This is a genomic window from Yersinia rochesterensis, from assembly GCF_003600645.1.
GTDB lineage: Bacteria > Pseudomonadota > Gammaproteobacteria > Enterobacterales > Enterobacteriaceae > Yersinia > Yersinia rochesterensis.
Window position 1 is genome coordinate 2,467,812 of sequence record NZ_CP032482.1, and the last position, 15,928, is coordinate 2,483,739.

Sequence of the window (15,928 nt, forward strand, 5' to 3'; positions counted from 1 at the left end):
GCTAACAGGGCAGCGAATGTGCTGCCCTAATCGCTATCACCACAGACATCCAACACACATTTTCGCAACCAGCGATGCGCTGGGTCAGCATCCATTCGTGGGTGCCAGAGCATAGAAACCCTGATAGTCGGTAAGTTTATTGGCAGCGGGAAGCTGAACATACCACCGCGCAAATTCAGTGTGTGACATTCCGGAACCGTGGCCACTAAATCAGAACCTTTCACTAAGGCCAGTGCGGTCGAGATGCCATCAACATAAGTGACGGCGTTTCTTTCAAGACCCAATAATTGCAACGCCTCATCAACTGGCCCTTTATGACCTTGGCGCCGTGAAATCATAATGTGGCCTTGGGCCGCGTAGCGCTCAGCGGTTATCTCCCCCTCACTCAATAAATGCCCGGCTCTGGCCACACCGATAAAACGGTCACCAAATAATGCCCGCGTGCGCAGTTCAGGGCTGGCCGCAGCCCCCACCACACCGGTTTCCAGATCGACAATGCCATCGCGAAGTAACGCACTGTCTTTGTTCATTTTTTGCATAAAGCGCAACCGCACCCCCGCAGCATCTTGGTTAACCCGAGCCAACAGCGCCGCACCAAAATTTTCGAAAAAACCGTCGCTGCTACGCAATGTGAAAACACGCGTCAATTGCGCAAGATTGAGTGTCTCTGCCGGGCGCAGAACCGAAGTCGCGTCTTGTACCAATTGGCTCACTTGTTCACGTAGCTCCAGCGCTCTTGGCGTCGGAACCAACGCCCGCCCCGCCCTAACCAATAATGGGTCGCCGGTGGTTTGGCGCAATCTGGCCAGTGACCGGCTCATCGCCGATGGGCTAAGCCCTAATCGCTGAGCAGCTCGCACCACGCTACCTTCCGCAAGCAGGACATTGAGTGTAATTAATAAATTGAGGTCAGGTTTTGTCATCCAGTGACTCTAGCATAATCCGTCATGACATGGCGTTAGATGCATTAATAAACTGCATTACATGCGTCTTCCGCCCTATCAGGTAATGAAATAGTCTCCTGAATAAGTCTTATTTGGAGCCTCCCTACATGAAAGCGAATACTCACAACACAAACTCACTCAAATCTGCTGACTCAATATCTGCTGGCCCAATGGTTGAAAATGCCCATCTGCGAAAAACCATGCTCAGTCTCGCTCTGCCAATGCTACTTTCTTCCTTAGCCACCAGCATTGCCAATGTCGGATTACCTACATTGACGCAGGCTTTAAATGCCTCATTTCAGGATGCGCAATGGGTGGTTTTAGCCTACTTACTGGCGATAACCACATCGGCCATCAGTATTGGGCGCATGGGCGATATCATTAACAAGCGGCTGTTGCTAAAAACCGGCATTGGATTATTCACTGCGGCATCGGTGGGTTGTGCTTTGGCTCCGACCATGGGGATGTTGATTGCCGCCCGAGTCTTACAAGGATTAGGGGCTGCCGCCATGATGACACTGACATTGGCATTGGTCGGTGAAGCCGTTAGCCAAGAAAAAACCGGGCGCGCTATGGGGATACTCGGCACAGTATCCGCCATCGGAACCGCCCTTGGCCCCGCTCTCGGCGGCATACTCATTGCCGGGGCGGGTTGGCCTGCTATGTTCTTAATCAATATCCCTTTTGGACTGTTGGCCCTGTTCCTGGCATCACGTTACTTGCCAACCAGCCAGACTCAAACACCTCGGCCTCGCTCAGGTTTTGATCCCCTCGGCATGTTGCTGTTAAGTCTGACTCTCGCGCTGTATGCGCTGTCGATGACATGGGGACATGGCACATTTGATGCACGTAATTTAGCGTTATTAGCCGCGGCAGCCATCGGTGTCGGACTATTTGTTTGGGCAGAAAAAAGGGCGAAATTCCCCTTAATTCAAACTGCTATATTGCACCATTCAGTGTTGCGCGGAAGTTTGATCATGAGCACATTGGTTGCTACCATCATGATATCCACATTAATTGTCGGGCCATTTTATCTTTCCCGCGCGCTGGGCTTGCCAATGCAATGGGTTGGGTTAGCAATGTCTGCTGGCCCGATAGTCGCGGCACTGAGCGGTATTCCGGCGGGCTATGGAGTGGATAAATTAGGTGCTCGAATAATGGTCTCCAGTGGATTAGTTGGTGTCGTTTTCGGGTCCATGATATTGGCGATAATTCCTACAGACTTAGGTGTGCTCGGCTATGTCGTCCCCATTTGCCTGATTACGGCAGGCTATGCCATTTTCCAGACCGCTAACAATACCCTGGTGATTCAATCTGTTAGCGCGGATCAGCGGGGTGTTGTTTCCGGCATGCTTAACCTTTCACGCAATCTTGGGCTGATCACTGGCGCATCGGTCATGGGAGCGATTTTTGCTTTCGCGTCAGCCTCTCATGATATTCAATTGGCAGCAGCAACGGATATTATTCGAGGAATGCGATTGACTTACGGCGTCACCGCACTGTTAGCAACAATAGCATTAGGAATTTCCGCGAACCAATTGAGAAACAAATCTAATCAATAGGTATATCTCGCCCCACAGATACTGCCTGTTTATCACGCTGCTGAAAGGGTTCACATTAAAAATTAAAACTCTAAAATATCAATTTTACTTAAACATGGCGGTTAGATGACCGTCATTGTTTTTCCAGTGAAAAACACAATAAATGATAGACATGAGATGGATGCGTGATTTTCCGATCAAAATTGGACACTTTTCGAATCTTACTGCTATTAATTAATCATCTAGATTTTTTAATCATTTGTGTCGTAAACATCAGTTGCGCTACGTCATTGGCCTAACTCAACGCTAGATTGCCTGGCTACAAATTATATGATTAAGGAAGCAATAATGAAGAAACCCTTACTTATTCTAGGTGCGATGGTTTTACTGCAATCCGCTCCGTCAGCGGAAAGTGCCGGTACCATAAGCGGGACGCTAGGTGCGACATTAACGATTATTAAAGGATGTTATCTTAATGACAGTTCTGCCCCTGGTGGCCTGACCAACTTAGGCACAATCAGCTTCGGCTCGGTGCCAGACTTAAATGTCCAGATTAAACAGCCGTATAGCAGCACAGCCAATGGCACGCTAAATTTATACTGTAGCGCCGGAACCGCCTACAGTATCGGGATAGATAACGGAGCCCATGTCACCGGTACCCAGCGCCGGTTGGCCGGTGGGAGTTCAGAGTTTGTGAATTACAATTTATATAACGACGACGCCTATTCCGTCCCATGGACAACCACTGGTGCGGGTCTTCTCAGCGGGACCGCAACCGCTATTGCTACCCCTATCCCGCTCACTGTCTACGCGCAAGTTCCGGTGCAGGCGACGCCGAGTGTCAGCACCTACACCGACACCGTCAACGTGACTGTCAGTTGGTAGCCAGCATGACATGGGATATTGCCCCGGATAACTCACGGATAACTCGAGATAAAAAGGCGCTCTTGTGGTTTATTTTTTTTCTGTTCTTACTGCGAACCTATCCGGCTGATGCCGTGACTAAAACTGCCAATATCACAGTCAATGCGACGTTATTGCCCACCTGCATCGCGGGCACCACAGTGGGGGGTACCACCAGCTTTGGCACCTTAAATTTTGGCTCAGCCACCGTGCTAAACACCCCGATAGCGGTTACCGGTCAGGCCAACAGCGGAGCGATTTCCGTCCAGTGCAGCAAAAGCACCAGCTTTAGCGTATTACTCAGCCCTGGCCAAAGCGGCAGTGTCAATAACCGTTATTTGGCTGGCGGGCCGACCAGTCAGCATGTGAATTACAACCTGTATACCGACTTAGCGCATAGCCAAATTTGGGACAACACCGTGGGGGTTTCACAAGTTGCCACCGGGCAACCCGTTACCCTCCCCGTTTATGGGCTGATCCCGATACAGAGCACTCCGGCTGCCGGCATTTATACCGACACCATTCAAGTTACTGTCAATTGGTAGGGAGAGAATAATATGGCACATAACAGTTTCTATCCCACCTTAATTCAATTACTGGTTCTTAGCTTATTCGGCTTACCCGTGACCGGCAGTTATGGGGAAACTTTAAATAGCCCCTTTGCAGTCAAAGCAACCATATTACCCGGCTGTATTTTAGGCAGTGGAACAACTGATAGCAGCAGTTTTGGCACACTAAATTTTGGCAATATATCTTCATTATCAACAGTAATTAATATCGTCTCCAGCCAAAACGCCGGTTCAATCATGATTCAATGCAGTGGTACACCCAGCATGACTCTGGCACTCAATAGCGGGGCAAATACCACCGGCAATATTTCCGCTGGCAGGCAGTTACTCAACAGTGCCACCGGTGAATATCTGTTTTATCAAATATTTCAGAACAGCGCCCGCAGTGTTATTTGGGGCAATGGCAGTAACGGCGGAACAGCGCAAGTTATTAGCGCAAACAGTACGCTGCAACAAATTATTTTATATGCGCAATTATTTGCCACCAACACACTCCCCACCGCGGGGAACTACACCGATACGCTATTAGTGACCGTCACTTATTAAATGGCTATTTATTTAATGTGGGTATTTTACCGACAAGGAGTTCACCATGCTTAAATTAACATCGCTCGCATCAATGACCTTGCTCCCATTGACAGTTTCATTCGCCATGGCCCTTACCAGCAGCCCACTCCATGCCGCTTCCTCAGTACTGATTTGGCCTATTGATCCTGTGATAAACAGTCATGAGAAAGCGACGGCGCTGTGGCTAGAAAATAAAGACAGCCAGCCGATTTATATGCAAATCCGCGTATTAGGCTGGCAGCAAAAAGCGGGGCAGGAAGATTACAGCAATCAGTCGGCTATTATTGCCAGCCCACCCGTAGCGACTATTTTGCCGGGTAAACGCCAACTGATCCGCCTGATTAAAAACACTCCGGTGCCCGCAGGCCAGGAACAAGCATTCCGAGTGTTGATTGATGAAATCCCCCGCAAAGATCCCAACGAAGACGCGCCTATGCCCTCTTTGAATATGGGGCTGATATTTCAGATGCGCTACTCCATTCCGTTATTTATCTATGGTGAGGGTCTGAAATCTGAAGATGCAAATAACCCCGCAACCTTCTTTCCGCTGAATCTTGGCTATAAGTTCATTCAGGATAACGGTAAAACGTGGTTGGCGATCCGTAATCAAGGACAGACTCATGCCCGAATTTCTCACGTCAGTTTACAAAATAAAAATATTAATAGCGGGCTGATGGGCTACGTGCTGCCAGGTAATGAAATGCGTTTTCAAGTTCCGGCTTCAGCAAGTGGCGGTCAATTAACAGCCTTGGTGAATAGTCACCCAAAACCTATTGTTATTCCCCATCAATAGACTATCCAGATGAAGAGTCTTTATTGATTAATGCAGGGTTAATGCGTTGATAAACAGGAATAAATGTAAACACGTTAGGGTTTGGCATGATTATCAAATTCAGGCTGTCGCCATTTTTGACATTGATGTATGCCTCAATGATATCTCCTGTATTTATACCACTAACGGTATTGGGGGATGATTTGCCTCCCCCGCCATCTGCTGCGGTGATGCCTGACACGACCTTATATCTTGAACTGGTGGTTAATGGCCGCAACTTCGGTGAAGCTGTGCCGGTGATATACCGTGGCGGGCATTATTATCTGACGTCCGAGCAGCTAAAAGCCGTCGGTTTCCCCTCATCCATAGCGAGTACGCCCGAAGTTGCCATTGATGCTATGGATAAAGTGCATGTCACCTATCAAGGTGATAACCAACGGTTACTCATTGATATTCCTAGTGAATGGTTACCGCGGCAGCGGGTTAATACCACCACCACCGAGGACTATAATCTAGCTCAAAGTAGCCTTGGGCTGCTCTTTAACTATGATGTCTATGCCAGTCAGGGAGATCATAGCGGCCCCCCCAGTAATGTCTCGGCCTGGACAGAACAGCGCCTATTCGACCACTTCGGTTTGTTCAGTAACACCGGAGTTTATCGCACTAGTTTGACGGATACCGATAACATCACCGTCGAAAAAGGGTATGTCCGATACGATACTCAGTGGCGATTAAATGATGAAAATCATATGATCAGCTACACGGCGGGCGATCTGATAACCAACTCACTCACCTGGAGCAGTTCAGTCCGCTTGGGTGGATTTCAAGTATCACGCAACTTTGCCATCCGCCCGGACTTAGTCACTTACCCGCTGCCCCAGTTTGCAGGTCAGGCAGCAATCCCCAGTACCGTTGACCTCTATATTGATAACTTTAGAACCCAATCGGCAATGGTTAACCCCGGCCCTTTTGTCATTGATAATGGGCCAAGAATCAATGGTGCCGGGCAAGCAACCGTGGTCACCACGGACGCATTAGGCCGCCAGGTCAGCACCTCAATCCCTTTCTATGTCGCCAGTAATCTGCTCAAGCCCGGTTTATGGGACTTCAGTATTTCCAGCGGCATGCTACGCCAAAACTATGGTATTCATTCTGCTGATTATGGTTCCCCGGTTGCCAGCGGAGTGCTTCGTTATGGCACTACCCCTTGGCTGACACTTGAGGGCCGGGCAGATATTGCCAAACAACTGAATGTCATGGGAAGTGGTGCTAGCTTACGTGTCGGTAATTATGGTGTTTTAAATGGTTCCTACAGTATCAGTCAAGCCGGTGATGAAGTGCTAGGCAGTGGCATCGCCCCCACAGAAACAAATGCCGATTTACCGGCCTCCTACTCGCCTCTGCGCTATGGCGGGCGCGGTGACCAATACGCACTCGGTTACAGCTATAGCAATGCATTTTTCAGTTTAAATGCACAGCGTATTACTCGCAGTGAAAACTACGGTGACCTGGCAAATTATAAAAGTGAATATCGGCCCAGTCGCCGTACAGACCAAATCACCGGCAGCCTCGGGCTGGGTGCCTATGGCTCTATCGGCTCCGGTTACTTTGATGTCCGAGATGCATTAGGAGAGCGAACCCGCCTGGTCAACCTCAGCTACAGCACCACTGTCGTGGGTAATACTAGTTTTTATTTCTCGGTCAACCGAGAGCTGGGCAGCAAAGGCTACAACGCACAAATGGTCTTCAGCATCCCGCTGGGGGACTGGGGGGCGGGCAGTATCAGCAGTGTGCGCGACACGAATAACGCTTGGAGTCAACGTGTCAATTATAGCCGTGCAACCCCGACCAATGGCGGGTTTGGCTGGAATTTGGCTTATGCCAATGGCACCGGTGAAAACAGCAGTTATCAGCAAGCCGACCTCATCTGGCGAACCCGCGTGATGGAGAGCCGGGTTGGTGTGTATGGCAATACCAGCGATTATCGTCGCTGGGGAGAAGTCAGCGGATCACTGGTCATGATGAACCATGGGGTCTATGCCAGTAATACTATTAATGATGCTTTTGCGCTGGTATCAACCCACGGTTTTGGCAAAATTCCGGTGAGTTATGAAAATCAATTAATAGGCATTACCAACGACGACGGTTATTTATTAATTCCGAATGTCACCTCTTATTATCAGGCAAAATTCCAGATAGACCCAATGAGCCTACCGGCGGATGTTTCCATGCCGGAAGTTGAACGCCGCCTGGCTATTAGCGAACGTAGCGGTTATTTAGTCGATTTTCCATTGCAACAAATTACCGCCGCGACGCTGCATATTACTGATGAGTCTGGCAAAGATTTACCCAAAGGCAGCCCGATATTTACCCTCGATACTCAACCTGTCAGCTATGTCGGCTGGGATGGCATTGCTTATATTGAACAAACTAAACCCAATAACAAACTGAAAATAATCCGAGCGGATAATGGTGCCCATTGCACTGTGCAATTCGCACTGAAAAACAGTGTAGGAATACAGAATATCGGCACCCGGATATGCCAATAAGCGAAAGCTATCTGCCAATAAACAAAAATAGCGGAAATAACGGAGAACATATGACCCAGAAGAACATCAGAGCAGACGATGCTAGCAATCTCTTCGGTATTATCGCGCTGCTGATATTACTGATAGGATTTATGGTTCCCTCAGCCCACGCTGACTCCTGCACATTTTCACCCGGCGCTGTGACCTTACCACCAAGCTCATCAGTCGCGGCCAATACCACCGCAGTCAATGCTCAGGGCAACACTGCGATGTCTTGTTCCGGTCTGGGGGTCAGTTTATTATCGTCCTATTCATTGTCAGCCAAAATAACCAGCACTACGAATAATCTTAACCTTAAAAATTCGGCCGGAGACCTAATTCCTTACTCGATTTATCGCAATGGATCTTTTAGCCCAGCGCTGGGTCTCAATGGTGTACTGGATTACAGCAGCGCTAATCTACTGGTAGTCGGTTTAACGGGGATCACCGCAAATCTCCCTATCTATATCCGAACCGGGATTAATGGCGCAATTAACGTCAATATCAGTGCAGGGACTTATACGGATGTCATTAATCTGGCCTGGACTTACAGTATTTGCAAAGTCGCCGCACTGGGCGCATGCGTAGGTGGATATTGGAGTGGCAGTGGTATCGGCACCGATATTTCGTCAGTGACGGTCACTCTGGTCGTCAGTAAAGATTGCGCTATTAATAAATCCCCAGACGTCAATTTCGGTGGTTTTGCGTTAGTAGGCCAATTCAACCCCGTCAGCCAAAATATCACTCTCACCTGCACTAAAGGCTCGACCTTTAATACTTATGTCACTGCTGGGGATAACCCCGTGACCAATTGGCGGCAAATGAAACTGAACTCCACGACCGTCACTGACTATTTACAATATCAGTTGTATCAAGGCGCTTCTGGCACCACATTATGGGACTCAACCTCAATGCAACCTGGCTCAGGAACGGGTGCCGCTCAACTTGTTCCTTATCACTCCGCTATTAACGCCAGTCAGAACCAACGAACTCCAGGCGACTATCAGGATAATGTAAGTCTGGTACTTGTGTATTAATTGTTAATTATGGGGATGTCGTATTTATCCTGCATTGCCGTGGAGAGCTATATATTTCCCTTTATTTTTCAGTGCAATAATCGTTAAGAAACAACTTAAAGATAAGAAAATTCCGAATGAGCTGTACTAAATCTGTCCCTGTTATACAATCTGCGGGCTTAAATAATAGCCGAAAGACTTCTACCTAAGGAAAGCCGCGATTAAACAGGAGTGGGCACCATGACTGATTATGATAATCGGGAGAAATCAGCTGACATTACTCTGCTAAAAGAAATGAACAGCTTACGGGATATCATCGAAAATAATTCAGACTGGATCTGGGAAGTTGATGTTGCCGGCCGTTATACCTTTTCATCTGCAAAATCTATCGAGCTGCTAGGTCGTCTCCCGCATGAAGTAATTGGTAAAACCCCATTTGATTTTATGCCCGAAGATGAAGCTAATCGAGTGGGTGCGATATTTGCCAATATCGCGGCTGCGCGTATTCCTTTTGCGGGTATACAAAATCGTAGTATCCGCGCAGATGGCAGCGAAGTATTAGTAGAAAGCAGTGGTATCCCGCTTTTTAACCATAATGGAGAATTCAAAGGTTATCGGGGAATAGACCGTAATCTGAGCAATTTACCTTATGATGCCAATAAACGCCTTTTTGAGTTGGAATCGATTTATTCCAGTGCTCCAGCAGGACTGTGCTTTATCGATACAACCTTATGTTACCTTACAGTCAATGACTATCTTGCTGAATTATTAGATAAAAAAACCGTAGATGTTAATGGCCGTAAAGTGGCTGATTTCTTGCCCAGCATCATCCCTATTCTGAAAAATGCCCTGCTCAAAGCCTATTGTAACGATAGCATCCCAGATGCTGAGTTTCAGATGCCGGATAAACAACGGGTATTTTTCATGCGCATCAATGCCGCCAGATATCCAAATGGTCAGGTCAGTGGCCTGTCTGTCGCGATGATCGATATCTCTGCACTGAAAAAGATGGAAGAAAAGCTGCGCAGCAGTAAACAACATTATCGCAATATGGTGGAACTGAACCCACAGATCCCCTGGACAGCCTCGCCAGATGGCATGATCACCAATATCAGCTCTCGCTTTGAAAAAATCACGGGGTTAACCCGCGAAGAAGCACTGGATGACAGATGGCTGCGAAGTATTCATGTGGATGACCGCCACCCCACATTAATAAGTTGGGAACATTCTCTGCAAACACAGGAACCACTCGACGTCGAAATACGTTTTTGCCATGTAGAAAAAGGCTGGAACTGGATGCGTATCCGCGCCGTCCCCAGCACTGACGATCAGGGTAATGTGGAGTGCTGGTACGGCACCGCAGAAGATATCCATGAACGTAAGCTACTGGAACTTAAGCTGATTAAGGCTAACCGACGTCTGGAAATTCAAGCCAGAACTGACTCGCTAACCAAATTACCTAATCGCCGAGAGTTCAAGAAAGTATTGGCCCATGAATTTATGCGGGCAAGGCGCTCAAACTCGCCATTGGCCATTTTAATGATTGATATAGATTATTTTAAGAATTTCAATGATTGCTACGGCCATATTTCTGGTGATGCATGTCTGCGGTTGGTCGCCAGGACATTGCGTAAATCATTGAAACGCAGCACCGATATTGTCGCCCGTTATGGCGGAGAAGAATTCGCCGCTATCTTGCCAGACACGGACCAAAAAGGTGCCAGTTTAGTGGCAGAACATATTCTGCAATCTATCAGGGCGATGGGTATCAAACACGGCGAAAGCAAATTCCGCAAAGTGACCATCAGCCTGGGGGTCACCGTCTATCAATCTCAACTGCACAGCAATATTACTGATCAGGCTGATTTGGTGCAGACTGCTGACCAGGCACTTTATTATTCTAAAAAGAATGGTCGTAATCAGTTTAATTTGGCCGAGCTTCCCCGCTAGCGGCTAGCGGCATTTTTTTCGCGCCACCTTCTGGCGCTTTTTTTTAGCTCGGCTATTCTCAATAAGGCGACCAGTCTGGTCATACCTCATACCACTCGGTAAAGAAGGAGTCTTTATGGGAAAAACCGTGGTAAAAATCAGAAGTTTCGAAGTGGATGACGCGGTATTATCCGCACCATTGGAGAAAGGCGAAAACACGCTCAGTATCCCGTGCAAGTCAGATCCTGAATTGTGTATGCAGCTAGATGGATGGGATGAAAATACCAGTATTCCTGCAACATTAGACGGTAAAGATAAGCTGCTCTACAAAAAACATTATGACCGACATCAAGACGCCTGGGTGATGAAGGTCACTTGACGGTTTAAAGATCCGTCACCCATAGCTAAAATTTATGAGTGGCGGTTTCTTCATTTTACATTCGATAAAGCTGGCTGCTAAACAGCGCTTGCTGCTTGCATCACAAACTCTGCTATCAGAATGTTTCCAACAGTTTGAATTGCATACAAATCAGCATCATATCTGGGGAGAATAGTTCGTATTCTTCAAAAAACCGCTGATGCTCTTTACGCCAATAAGCCAACGAACGATCGCCCTCACCTTCAGCAAAAGCATGCGCCTCATCAACCTGGGCAAAAGTTTTCAGCTCAACATCCGTCAACTCGACTGCACAAACTGGTTCATTACGGCCATTGACCACAACAAAAACATCACCCGCCTGCGGGACACCTTCTTCATCTAATGCAGCACAAGTTGCCGTTTTAGTACCATTGAGAACCAATGCCAATAAATCATCCGCGACTTGTTCAGTATCACCAAAAGCCCAACGTTCAGCGTTTTCATATTTTTGTGGAATTGCAGCCATAGTTTCATTATTCCTATTCGTAATATTATTGATGCAGCGCATATTATACTTTAACGCTACGAACTCACTCTCGCATCAACATAAATTTTCGCTACTATACCTAAATTGTGGTAAAAAAATAAATCCCGTAAAACAATTTCAAATCAAACAATTTCAAATCAAACAAATCTATTGAGGTAAAAATAAAGGCCGATGGTGACCAAACGCTTACATACAAAACATTGGAAAATGTTTTTGGTGTTACTTTGCATCTGTGGCGCATTAATGCTGCTGCGGTGGGCGTCTATGATTTTTGGCTGATTGAACCGCCACTACTGTTTGTCTTTAGGCAAAAATAAACAGCCACATTTTGGGCACACTAACGCTGTATTTTTATGCACTTTTTCTGTGCTTTGTTCAGATGCTGCGCCGCAATCTGGGCACTTAATGTTCACTTTGGCACTGCTAACCAGTTTTCTGATGCTATCAAGAAATGACATATACTCGCCTCTCAGTTGTACAACCTCATTAGATTACGTTAACCAACGCCCCTAAACCGTGGCGTGGTCAGCGTTACTCAGATTATCTTTACCGGATGAGATCTCACTCAGTGGAAATAACCGGTTTTGCAGGAGACAATGGAAAGAAACAAGCAGAAAATGGAAAGATACGAGGGGGAAACATTCACCACGCTGCATGGCTGGCATGCTTGGCGTAGTGAAATGGTAGGCAGGTTATTGGAAACCCTTGGTCTGGGATCAGTGATTCCATAATTCTTGGATCAACCCTCTGACCCGAACCTTGGAAGCACCAGCAACCAGGCTGATAATACGGTTCGCACTCAACGTAGAAACATCCGTATTCCATTCATCAAACGAATGATCGGAATAACTGTCGTTGAAAACCTTTTTTATCGAGGATTCAGCTTCGGACATCTCACTGAAACTCTTAGCGTTTATTAAGCACTGAGCAATGATTGAGACTTTTTTCATGTTTTATCCTTGATTATCGGTCGCATAGTGTAGCACAATCTCACTCTCTCTGCTCGTATGCTGCTTAAATTGTTTTCTATTTAGGCTAACCGATTGATAAAAAACGAAATCCAACAAATATTATCAGTGACTCTTACCTCTAGCTCGTTTGACCCATGCGCTTATTGGCCCGAAAAGTCTGATCTGCAATCTCGATATTTTCTAAAAAAAGTCGATTTTGTCGCAAATCAGTCACAATAAATTCATTATTTATTCATTTGCTGTGCGCTTTTTATTCAATTAAAGTCTATAGTGTAATGGATCTGACATGGTCACATGTTTTACTCGCGTAGGTAACCGAGGTATCAAATGATCAGTAATTTCTTTCTCTATTCACTTTTTATTATTTATATCGGTGCCGCAGTTGTTGATGGCTCGCTGCCTCTATTTAGCCAGATGTAGCCAGATGTCGTTATATTCAGTCTAATGTGAGTCTGTTGCCACGTTCGCGTTAGAGATTGCATCTTGCAATAAGGTCCCCATCTCAATAGCACCCGGCGGCCGTAACGCCCACTTAGGCCCCTGTAAAGCCTCGGCATAACCCGCCTGATATAAATGCTCCATCTTCACCGGATCAAAAATCTCTGCGCCGTTAATATCAATATCCGGTGGAATAGTTATCCAGTGAAATCCTGATTTTTCAGCCAATGAGAAAGCATAAATTCGGTATAAATCGCCGACTAATGCCGCTTTACTGGTTGAATCCAGCGTGCGCAAAGCAATATTTCGGACCAATCGCGGGGTGGGTGCCGGTTGTGGGCCTAGCTGACCATTGTGAATAATATAAATATCTTCTTTACTCTCGGCTAAGCCCGCTCTGGCACGCACCACTTTGGAACTGTATACCCCACCATTGTAAAAAACTCGCGCCGCAACACCGCCATCGACATGCATTTCATCATAATGTTTACCTTTAGCCACCACATCAAAAAATACGGGTGAAAAAGCGACGGGGACGGAGGAGGAAGCAAGCATCACTTTACGGAATAATATTAAAGCTTCCGGAGTCCCTTTCGTGGCAATCATCCCCATGTTCCACACAATAAAGCGCTGCGAATCAAGATCAACCGTGCCCATATACAACCGCCGCCCTTGTTGATGGGCCTTGGCTATTTCACTCAGTAATTGAGGTGTTATATGACCATCAATGAGCTGAGATAATGGACTGGTATCCGCCAATGACTCGCGGAAAAATAGACGAAAGAGCAGATTATCCAAATGGAAAATATCTTGGGTGGTCGTCGTAGTATAAAAGTCATGCAGCGCCTGGTCATAATCACTGCCTAAAAAGGCAAAAGGCGCGATCAGGGCGCCGGTTGATACCCCACTCACCACTTTAAAAACCGGCCGTTTGCCCGTTTTAGTCCAGCCATTCAAAAAACCGGCACCGAAGGCGCCATTAGGGCCTCCGCCTGATAAAGCTAAATGAGGATAAACATGAGTTCCATCAGCCACGTGGAACATCTCTTTCGGCTCATCTTGATAGGATTGCAGTAAATCAGCTTCAAATATTGGGCTAATATGCCCGGCTCCCGCGCGAATATTGGGCATTCCAGGGATTTCGGCCTCCGGCATTAGCGCCACAGGTACTGGATTTCTGGGTAATTGACTACAAGCGCCTAATAAAAAAAAGCCCGTCAGTAGCACCGAGACACGTATTAACTTCCCACTTTTTATCATTATTTTTTCCAGCAACTCGGCCATAGGTAACTCACTAACTTTATATTATTTTCATGACAATCGCCTAAAACCGAGCTACCGATTAAGCCACTGTTACTGTGAGGGATTAGAGTAATAACCAGCCGTACTATGCTGGTTTCAAGAGTTTCTCCCCACCGTCTGGGATTCACTATTTTTGTGACAACGCACGCCATTGCTGTACTGAAGGCCGTTGCCATTGATAACTTGCATACTTACGCAAATATGCCGGCAGTTCGTCACTATTGAGCGCCAGCCGGTTAAGCATTAACGCCAAATCAGTATCTGCAATGCACCATTCACTGAATAAATTCTTCCGACCATCCTAAGGGCTGAAAAAATCCGCACCTGTATACAACGTAATGGCTTGCTGATTCATAGTGGCTCCACCAGGTTATTACTAAAAGATGACGTTAATCGATTTTACTGTTCGCTGAAGTTTCCGGTTGCTCTGTATTATTTTCGATATAAAGTGTTCGGCTGGGAAAAGCAAAGTCTGCGCCATGCTGATGCACTATATCGATAAATTTCAAATAACAGTTTTGCTGAACTGCCAGCCATTCAGCCCATACTTTGGTCTTAGTAAAGCAATAAACCATAATATTGAGAGAAGACTCGCCAAACCCATTGAAATAGACCAATAAGGTCTGTTGCTGATCAATATCATCATTATTGGCTAAAAAATTGTGCATTTCATCCACAATTATTCCTATTTTATCCGCATCCTCATAACGCAGCGCCAGAGTGGTTTTTATTCTGCGGTTGGTCATGCGTCCGGGGTTTTCAACACTAATATCGGTGAATATGGAGTTAGGAACATACAGTGGACGATTTTCAAACGTCATTATTTTTGTCAGCCGCCAACCTATTTCAACAACAACACCCTCAATATGGCGATCAGGTAAACGTATCCAGTCTCCAATATTAAAAGGGCGATCAAAATAAAGCATCACGCCAGAAAAGAAATTACTCAAAATATCTTTTCCAGCCATACCGACAGCAAGCCCCCCAATACCGCCAAAGGTAACTAGCCCGGAAAAACTCATGCCCAGATGTTCACCATAGAGTAGAACGACCACCACCACGAAGGTAATTTTCAGCATGCGCGAGATGATTTTAGCGCTGGTGATATCACTCCCTTTTGCCACCTGTCGCTTTTCCAATACATCAAATAATACAAACATCCTACGCATCAACATCAGCAGGATAACTGACATACAGATAAAATTAACTGTCTTGGGCGTGATAAAGTTTATCTTTATGTCAACAAGTACATTATTGATGATCTTTCCCACCACAATTACCATGACAGACCACAGCAGGAAGCTTACAAATTGTAATATAAACCTATAACGAGAATGGTGCCGTCTCATTCCCCACACTGAGACAATTAATAAGGCAATGATGCAACTGATGACCAAAATCAGCCCGACAATGTTTTCCATAGTAAATTGAGCAACCATATGCCTTATGCCCTCAAACCTATCTCATGTGCTACTTCTCGCCTGTACATAGGCTGCGAATAACA

17 protein-coding genes and 1 pseudogene are annotated in these 15,928 nt (G+C 46.4%); 10 read left to right on the forward strand and 8 right to left on the reverse strand.

Annotated elements, in window-relative coordinates; translation table 11 throughout:
- Nucleotides 1–26: 26 nt before the first annotated feature.
- Nucleotides 27–923, reverse strand: coding sequence for a LysR family transcriptional regulator (locus DXZ79_RS11580; protein WP_120011283.1), 897 nt, complete (start codon nt 921–923; stop codon nt 27–29).
- 128 nt (nt 924–1,051) lie between these two features.
- Between DXZ79_RS11580 and DXZ79_RS11585 the strand changes: the two genes are divergently transcribed.
- The 5 genes from DXZ79_RS11585 (at nt 1,052) to DXZ79_RS11605 (ending at nt 5,317) form a co-directional block, all read left to right on the forward strand.
- A complete protein-coding gene (locus DXZ79_RS11585) occupies nt 1,052–2,506 on the forward strand; it encodes an MFS transporter (RefSeq protein ID WP_050291196.1) in 1,455 nt (484 codons plus the stop codon).
- A 309-nt stretch (nt 2,507–2,815) separates the two neighbouring features.
- Nucleotides 2,816–3,370, forward strand: coding sequence for a Csu type fimbrial protein (locus tag DXZ79_RS11590; protein WP_072088958.1), 555 nt, complete (start codon nt 2,816–2,818; stop codon nt 3,368–3,370).
- 5 nt (nt 3,371–3,375) lie between these two features.
- Nucleotides 3,376–3,933 (forward strand): Csu type fimbrial protein, encoded by a 558-nt coding sequence (locus tag DXZ79_RS11595; RefSeq protein ID WP_120011284.1) that lies wholly within the window; start codon nt 3,376–3,378, stop codon nt 3,931–3,933.
- A gap of 12 nt (nt 3,934–3,945) precedes the next feature.
- Nucleotides 3,946–4,503, forward strand: coding sequence for a Csu type fimbrial protein (locus DXZ79_RS11600; protein WP_038632491.1), 558 nt, complete (start codon nt 3,946–3,948; stop codon nt 4,501–4,503).
- 46 nt (nt 4,504–4,549) lie between these two features.
- On the forward strand, nt 4,550–5,317 hold the full coding sequence (locus DXZ79_RS11605) for a fimbrial biogenesis chaperone (protein ID WP_038632489.1): 768 nt from the start codon (nt 4,550–4,552) through the stop codon (nt 5,315–5,317).
- 1 nt (nt 5,318) lies between these two features.
- Here DXZ79_RS11605 and DXZ79_RS20960 read toward each other — a convergent pair whose 3' ends face one another.
- Nucleotides 5,319–5,537, reverse strand: coding sequence for a fimbrial protein (locus tag DXZ79_RS20960; RefSeq protein WP_235202971.1), 219 nt, complete (start codon nt 5,535–5,537; stop codon nt 5,319–5,321).
- Between DXZ79_RS20960 and DXZ79_RS11610 the strand changes: the two genes are divergently transcribed.
- The 4 genes from DXZ79_RS11610 to DXZ79_RS11625 all read left to right on the forward strand — a co-directional run bounded on the left by DXZ79_RS11610 (nt 5,455) and on the right by DXZ79_RS11625 (nt 11,187).
- Nucleotides 5,455–7,845 carry a fimbria/pilus outer membrane usher protein gene (locus DXZ79_RS11610; protein WP_235202970.1) on the forward strand — a complete coding sequence of 797 codons (2,391 nt, stop codon included), beginning with the start codon at nt 5,455–5,457 and terminating at the stop codon, nt 7,843–7,845. The genes DXZ79_RS20960 and DXZ79_RS11610 overlap by 83 nt on opposite strands.
- 50 nt (nt 7,846–7,895) lie before the next feature.
- A complete protein-coding gene (locus tag DXZ79_RS11615; protein ID WP_120011285.1) occupies nt 7,896–8,900 on the forward strand; it encodes a Csu type fimbrial protein in 1,005 nt (334 codons plus the stop codon).
- 219 nt (nt 8,901–9,119) lie between these two features.
- Nucleotides 9,120–10,829 (forward strand): sensor domain-containing diguanylate cyclase, encoded by a 1,710-nt coding sequence (locus tag DXZ79_RS11620; protein ID WP_038632482.1) that lies wholly within the window; start codon nt 9,120–9,122, stop codon nt 10,827–10,829.
- Nucleotides 10,830–10,944: 115 nt separating this feature from the next.
- Nucleotides 10,945–11,187 (forward strand): YebV family protein, encoded by a 243-nt coding sequence (locus DXZ79_RS11625; RefSeq protein WP_038632480.1) that lies wholly within the window; start codon nt 10,945–10,947, stop codon nt 11,185–11,187.
- 115 nt (nt 11,188–11,302) lie between these two features.
- On the opposite strand, the gene DXZ79_RS11630 is transcribed toward DXZ79_RS11625, so the two are convergent.
- The gene (locus tag DXZ79_RS11630; RefSeq protein WP_038632479.1) at nt 11,303–11,692 is read right to left on the reverse strand and encodes an ASCH domain-containing protein; all 390 of its coding nucleotides are present in this window, start codon (nt 11,690–11,692) and stop codon (nt 11,303–11,305) included.
- Nucleotides 11,693–11,884: 192 nt separating this feature from the next.
- Between DXZ79_RS11630 and yniD the strand changes: the two genes are divergently transcribed.
- Nucleotides 11,885–11,992 (forward strand): small membrane protein YniD, encoded by a 108-nt coding sequence (gene yniD, locus DXZ79_RS20965; RefSeq protein WP_086019094.1) that lies wholly within the window; start codon nt 11,885–11,887, stop codon nt 11,990–11,992.
- 11 nt (nt 11,993–12,003) lie between these two features.
- Here yniD and DXZ79_RS20835 read toward each other — a convergent pair whose 3' ends face one another.
- The 5 genes and pseudogenes from DXZ79_RS20835 to DXZ79_RS11650 form a co-directional block, all read right to left on the reverse strand.
- Nucleotides 12,004–12,171, reverse strand: a complete 168-nt coding sequence (locus tag DXZ79_RS20835) for a YnfU family zinc-binding protein (RefSeq protein WP_215624503.1) — start codon at nt 12,169–12,171, stop codon at nt 12,004–12,006.
- 258 nt (nt 12,172–12,429) lie between these two features.
- Entirely contained in the window at nt 12,430–12,663 is a 234-nt protein-coding gene (locus tag DXZ79_RS11635; RefSeq protein ID WP_038632477.1) for a hypothetical protein, read from the reverse strand.
- 462 nt (nt 12,664–13,125) lie between these two features.
- Nucleotides 13,126–14,382: a patatin-like phospholipase family protein gene (locus DXZ79_RS11640; RefSeq protein WP_042562619.1), complete on the reverse strand. Its 1,257-nt coding sequence runs from the start codon at nt 14,380–14,382 to the stop codon at nt 13,126–13,128.
- A 169-nt stretch (nt 14,383–14,551) separates the two neighbouring features.
- Nucleotides 14,552–14,725, reverse strand: a pseudogene (locus DXZ79_RS11645) (glutathione transferase); the annotation flags it as partial.
- Between the two features lie 88 nt (nt 14,726–14,813).
- On the reverse strand, nt 14,814–15,863 hold the full coding sequence (locus tag DXZ79_RS11650; RefSeq protein WP_038632473.1) for a mechanosensitive ion channel family protein: 1,050 nt from the start codon (nt 15,861–15,863) through the stop codon (nt 14,814–14,816).
- Between the last annotated feature and the right edge of the window lie 65 nt (nt 15,864–15,928).